General features: G+C 63.5%; 5 protein-coding genes. All 5 read right to left on the bottom strand.

All coding sequences use genetic code 11. The features are described from left to right. Positions 1-8: 8 nt before the first annotated feature. Positions 9-449, bottom strand: coding sequence for a molybdenum cofactor biosynthesis protein MoaE (locus V7N12_RS13765; RefSeq protein WP_333715218.1), 441 nt, complete (start codon positions 447-449; stop codon positions 9-11). Next, positions 446-691, bottom strand: a complete 246-nt coding sequence (gene moaD, locus V7N12_RS13760; protein WP_333715216.1) for a molybdopterin converting factor subunit 1 — start codon at positions 689-691, stop codon at positions 446-448. Before moaD ends, V7N12_RS13765 begins: the two co-directional genes overlap by 4 nt. Beyond that, entirely contained in the window at positions 688-1,356 is a 669-nt protein-coding gene (gene pgsA, locus V7N12_RS13755) for a CDP-diacylglycerol--glycerol-3-phosphate 3-phosphatidyltransferase (protein ID WP_333715215.1), read from the bottom strand. The genes moaD and pgsA overlap by 4 nt, the downstream gene beginning before the upstream one ends. Before the next feature lie 63 nt (positions 1,357-1,419). Further along, complete coding sequence (locus V7N12_RS13750; protein WP_333715214.1) at positions 1,420-2,547, bottom strand: Hint domain-containing protein; 1,128 nt, start codon at positions 2,545-2,547, stop codon at positions 1,420-1,422. A gap of 113 nt (positions 2,548-2,660) precedes the next feature. Next, positions 2,661-4,190 (bottom strand): excinuclease ABC subunit UvrC (uvrC, locus tag V7N12_RS13745; RefSeq protein WP_333715213.1); only part of this gene is annotated, 1,530 nt, incomplete at its 5' end.

Below are 4,190 nucleotides of genomic sequence, written 5' to 3'. Positions count from 1 at the left end.
GCCCCCCTTCACCACCTCTCCAACCTCCCCTCATCCTCGTCCTTCGCGGCGACCCACATCTCCCCTTCCCCCGTCACCTCTTTCTTCCAGAAGGGTGCCCGTGACTTGAGGTAGTCCATCAGGAAATCGGCGGCCTCGAAGGCTGCGGCGCGGTGGGCGCTGGCTGTCGCGACCATCATGATGGGATCGCTGGGCTTCAACGGCCCAAAGCGGTGGATCACCAGCGCGTCGGTCAGGGGCCAGCGGGTCATCGCCTGATCCACGATCTTGCCGATCGCGCGTTCGGTCATGCCGGGGTAATGCTCGATCAGCATGTCCTGCAAGCTGCCGCCTGCGTCGCGCACGATGCCGGTGAAGCTTACGACGGCCCCCGCCCCCGCCTGCGCCGCCGTGAAGGTGTTGAGTTCGGCACCTGCGTCAAAGGCCTCGGACTGGATACGGACGCTCATCCGCCGGTCATCGGGGGGAAGAAGGCGACCTCGCGCACGCCGGCGAGCGGTGCGTCGAAGTCGGCGAGTTCCTGATCGAGTGCCACGCGCAGGGCGGATGTGTCGGCGAAGGCTGTGGCATAGCGGTCCTCGCGCGCGCGCAGTTCGGCGACCAGATCGGCGACGGTGGCGGCGGAGGTCTGGACGGTTTCCTGTGGCAGGCCGATACGCTCGCGCACCCAAGCGAAATAGACGACGTTCATGGCTGCGTCTCCTTCAGATGTGGCAGCGCCTTGCGGAAATAGTCCCAGCCGGTGATCAGCGTCAGGGCGGCGGCGATCCACAGCGTGATGATGCCGCCCCACCAGCTGATGACCATGCCGTTGTATTTCCAGCGCAGGCCAAGGTGGTCGGGGCCGGTGCCGGTGATCGCTTCGGTGACCATCTCTTGCGTCATGGCAAGCGATTGCATGCCGAAGTAGTGCTCGAACGCGCCGGTGGCGAAGAGCATGGCGATGGCGACCATCTGCAGGGTGGTCTTCCATTTGGCGAGGTTGGTGACCTTCAGCGTGCCTGCGGTATCGCCGAGGAATTCGCGCAGGCCCGACACGAAAACCTCGCGGAAGATGATCACGGTGGCGGGCAGCAGGATCCAAGGGTTCATGCCGGAAAAGCCGGTGATGACGACGAGGGCGATGATGACCATGGCCTTGTCGGCGATGGGGTCGAGCATCGCGCCCAGCTTGCTTTCCTGTTTCCATGCCCGCGCCAGATAGCCATCGAGAAAGTCGGTGACAGCGGCGGCAACAAAAAGGACCAGCGCGAACCAATCCGCCCAAGGCCGCGCGAAATAGAGAAACATGACCGCAACGCCGGGGGCGGCGGCCAGCCGCAGGATCGTCAGGATATTGGGCAGGTTCAGGGTCATGGCTGAGGTTTACCGCGACTACGTGACAGGCGCTAGGGCGGGTCCCGAAAAAGGCGCCAGTTTCTAGCGGTCCGCCATCCCCGAATAAAGCGGCTTGCCGTTGGCATGATGCCGCAGGGCGAGTTTGCGCATCGCCTTGCCCTTGCTGGGGATATGACGCGCCGCAACCGGATCGCAGGACGGGTCCAGCAGTTCGGGGAAGAGCGCGCCGATCTCGGCCCGCCCCGCCTCGGAGACGGCCCGCAGCGTTTCGGGGCCGACAAACAGGCTTTCGGTCAGGGTGCCGTTGGCGCGGACGATCTCGTGCCGGTCACAGAGAAAATGCACGTAGGTGACGCCGTCGGCGCCCGTATCAAGAACATCGATCCCGTCGATGGCGGTCAGTTTGTTCGCGGGGATCAGCACCTCGTCCCGGTCGAACATCCGGCGGGCGATGGCCGAGGCGACAAGGATGCGGTGCTGCGGCGAGACGATCAGGTCCTGAGCCGGATAGCCGGGACCCAGCGCGTCGGCGCGGATCAGGATCGGTTGCAGCCTCGGTTCGGCGGCAAGGCGCGCGGCGGGCAGGTCGATGCGCCCGATCCAACGGATCGGCTGGGGCCCGTGGTCATGGGTCAGCACCTGATCCCCGACAAGCAGGCCCTCGACGGGAAGCGGACCCTGCGGGGTGTCGATCAGCGTGCCGGCGGCAAAGCAAATGATGTCTTCGATTTCGCCGCCGGCGTAGGTTTGGCCTGTGACACGCTGGTCGATGACAATCGTATTGTCACCGTTTGCGTTCCAGGCATTGGCTATGCCGGTTGTGTTGACCTGAAGTCCGTTGATCAGTTGCAATGGCTCCAGCGGGCCATTCGAGGTTCTTGCGCCATAAAGCGCGATTGTCCCGTCTGGGTTCACCTGAAGACGCACGACGGGTGTTTCGGTCGTGCCGGAGATTTGCCATATCTGCGACACACCGCCCGTGCCATAGAAGCCGCCGGACTGAAATCCGACCGTCCTTGTCGGCCCGCTGATGTTCTGGAATTCAAGTTCATTGGGCGCCGCAGCGGGACCGCCGATAAAGAGCTGCACACCATTCACAGTGACGTTGAAACTGTTGTCCAGCCTCGCAAAGTCGATCACGAACCCACCATCTGGCGTGGTATCCGTAAAGGTGAATGCGCTGCCATTCGTGATGTTGAAATTCGTCATCTTGCTCTTGACCTCTGACAGAAAAGGATGAAGCCCGCCGATACCATGTGATCGCGGAATACCATGCGCCCGTGTCGCGACCAAGGCGTTCTTTCACGGGGACATCGCGCAGCCTACCCGTTCTCGTGAAAGAAGTCAAAAACGGTCTGCGCCAGTTTTTCCGACACGCCATCCACGGCCCGCAGATCCGCGAGGTTGGCGCGCGCCACCGCCTTGGCCGATCCGAAATGCGCCAGCAGCGCCCGTTTGCGCGTCGCCCCCACACCGGGCACGTCGTCCAACGGCGTCGCCCCGATGGCCTTGGCGCGTTTCGCGCGGTGGGTGCCGATGGCGAAGCGGTGCACCTCGTCCCGCATCCGCTGGATGAAATAGAGCACGGGGTCATTGTGGTGCAGCGCCATGACGGGTTTGCCGGTGCGGTGGAATTCTTCCTTGCCTGCATCCCGATCCTCGCCCTTGGCGACGCCGACCATGGGCACGTCACCGACGCCGAGGTCTTCCATGATCTCGCGCACCGCGGAAACCTGGCCCTGCCCGCCGTCGATCAGCAGAAGGTCGGGCCATGTGCCCTGCGTCCGGTCGGGGTCTTCCTTGAGCAGGCGTTTGAAGCGGCGGGTCAGCACCTCTTTCATCATGCCGAAGTCATCGCCGGGGGTCAGGGCCTCGTTCTTGATGTTGAACTTGCGATACTGGTTCTTGTCGAAACCGTCAGGACCCGCGACCACCATCGCGCCGACAGCGAATGCGCCCTGAATGTGCGAGTTGTCGTAGACCTCGATCCTTTGTGGAACCTTCGGCAGGTCGAAGGCTTCGGCCAGACCTTTCAGCAGTTTTCCCTGCGTCGCGGTTTCCGACATCTTGCGGGCAAGGCTTTCGCGGGCGTTGCGCAAGGCAGACTGCACCAGTTCCGCCTTTTCGCCGCGCTGGGGGACGATGACCTCGACCTTGCGGCCGGCCTTTTCGGCAAGCGCGGCGGCCATCAGATCGTCGTTGTCCAGACCATGCGACAGGATCACCATGCGCGGCGGTTCGCGGTTCTGGTAGAACTGGCCGACGAAAGCCTCCATCACTTCGGACGGGTCCTCGTCGCCGCTGACGCGAGGGTAATAGTCGTGGTTGCCCCAGTTCTGGTGGGCGCGGATGAAAAACACCTGCACGCAGGCCTGTCCGCCGTCGCGGTGCAGGGCGATCACGTCCGCCTCGGGCGTGTTCTGCGGGTTGATGCCTTGCGCCGATTGCACCTGCGTCAGCGCCTTGATCCGGTCGCGCAGGGCGGCGGCGCGTTCGAATTCCATCGCCTCGCTGGCGGTCTGCATCTGTTTTGCCAGCGCTTCCTGGATGCCTTTGGTGCGGCCTTGCAGGAAGAGTTCGGCGTCCTTGACCGAGGCGGCATAGTCCCCTTCCGAGATCAGCCCGCAGCAGGGGCCGGAACAGCGTTTGATCTGGTATTGCAGGCAGGGGCGGGTGCGGGTCTCGAAATCGCTGTCCGAACAGTTGCGCAGCAGAAACACGCGCTGCAACTGGTTCAGGGTCCGGTTGACGGCACCGGCACCGGCGAAGGGGCCGTAGTAGTCGCCCTTCTGGTTTTTCGCGCCGCGATGTTTCTTGATCATCGGAAAGGCGTGGTCCTTGGTCACGATGAT

This window comes from Yoonia sp. (genome assembly GCF_036770585.1).
Classification (GTDB): Bacteria; Pseudomonadota; Alphaproteobacteria; order Rhodobacterales; family Rhodobacteraceae; genus Yoonia.
This window is presented reverse-complemented; position numbering and strand designations above follow the sequence as displayed.